Genomic DNA, 1,341 nt, shown 5'->3' on the forward strand with positions numbered 1-1,341 from the left:
GTGTAGAACTCCTCGAACACGGGGATGTCGCGGATGACGACCGCCTTTCCGCACGCCATCGCTTCGAGGACGGCGATGCCCTGATTCTCGTTTTTCGTCGGGAAGAGATACACGTCGCCGGCACCGAACGCGCCGCGGATGTCGTCGACCCAGCCGGTGAAGGTAACGTTCTCCGGGGCGTTGTTGACCCAGTATTTGACCGCCTTCGAGGCGTGCGGGCCGGAGTCGTACTTGCCGAACCACGCGAAGTCGTAGTCCGTTTCTTTGGCGACGTTACAGAACGTGGTGAGACCTTTCCGCTCGAAGACGCTGCCGACCGCGAACACGACCATGCCGTCGAGGTCGAACTTCTCGCGGTACTCGTCGCGGAGGTCTTCGAACCCTTCGAGCGCCTCGGCATCGACGCCGTTCGACATGGGTCGAATCGGGGCGTCGACCGGGTAGGATTCGAGGATGCCCTTCGTGTACTTCGAGGGGCAGAGCACCACGTCGGCTTGCGAGTAGAACCACTTGAGATACTTCCCGAGGGCGGGTGCGACGGCGGTCGACCCGCGGAAGCTCTCGGCGAAGTCCTCGCGCGTGACGTGCGAGTGGAGGACGAGCGGGATGTCGTTTCGCTTGGCGTGTCGGGCAACAGCGACGGACCCCGGCCCGATGAGATTGCAGTGGGCCACGTCGTAGTCGCGGAAGACCCCATCCCCTCGCAGGAGTTCGGCGGCACCTGAGACGGTCGGCTCCGGCCATGGTGAGGTAATGACCTCAACGTCGGTCGTCGCGAGAGCCGCTCGCTGTTGGTCGGTGGAGGTTCCGATGCCGCTCCGGTCGAGCTGCGAGGAGAGCTCGAGGTAGTTCAAGACGCGCACAGTCGCCGTTTTTTCGGACGGGATTTGACCCTACCGGCTTCCAGTTTTGTCGTCTCAGTTCGGAACGTCTTTGTTCGGGCCACGCTCCCCAACGAGTATGAGCATCGCGGAGGAGCGTATCGACCGACTCCACGAACTCGCCCGCGAGGCGGCGAGCGACCGGGACCACGAACGTGCCCGCGAGTACGTTCGCCTCGCGCGCCGGGTCGCAGAGCGGAATCGCTGCGGCCTGCCCAGAGAGTTCCGCCGCTTTACCTGTGATGAGTGCGATGCGTATCTCCGCCCGGGAGTCAACGCTCGCGTCCGGACGCAGTCGGGCGGTCACGTCGTCGTCAGGTGTGACTGCGGGGCGACCAAACGCTACCCGTACTGACTCCATAACTCGATTCTGTCGGCTGCTTTCGCGGCTTCGCGTGCGGGTGACCCCCAAACGGCCGCCGAAGCCTTACTATTGATGCCTTCTCGCACATAGTAGCAG

The 1,341-nt window shown here is 63.6% G+C and carries 2 protein-coding genes; one reads left to right on the plus strand and one right to left on the minus strand.

Annotation, left to right across the window (positions count from 1 at the left end; translation table 11 throughout):
- Nucleotides 1-863: glycosyltransferase family 4 protein (locus QT222_RS01040; protein WP_491476017.1), on the minus strand; the 863-nt coding region annotated here is incomplete at its 3' end.
- Nucleotides 864-960: 97 nt separating this feature from the next.
- On the opposite strand from QT222_RS01040, the gene QT222_RS01045 reads away from it, so the two are divergent.
- A complete protein-coding gene (locus QT222_RS01045; protein WP_004572496.1) occupies nucleotides 961-1,236 on the plus strand; it encodes a ribonuclease P protein component 4 in 276 nt (91 codons plus the stop codon).
- The last annotated feature ends 105 nt before the right edge of the window (nucleotides 1,237-1,341 follow it).

It is taken from the genome of Haloferax sp. s1 (assembly GCF_058382125.1).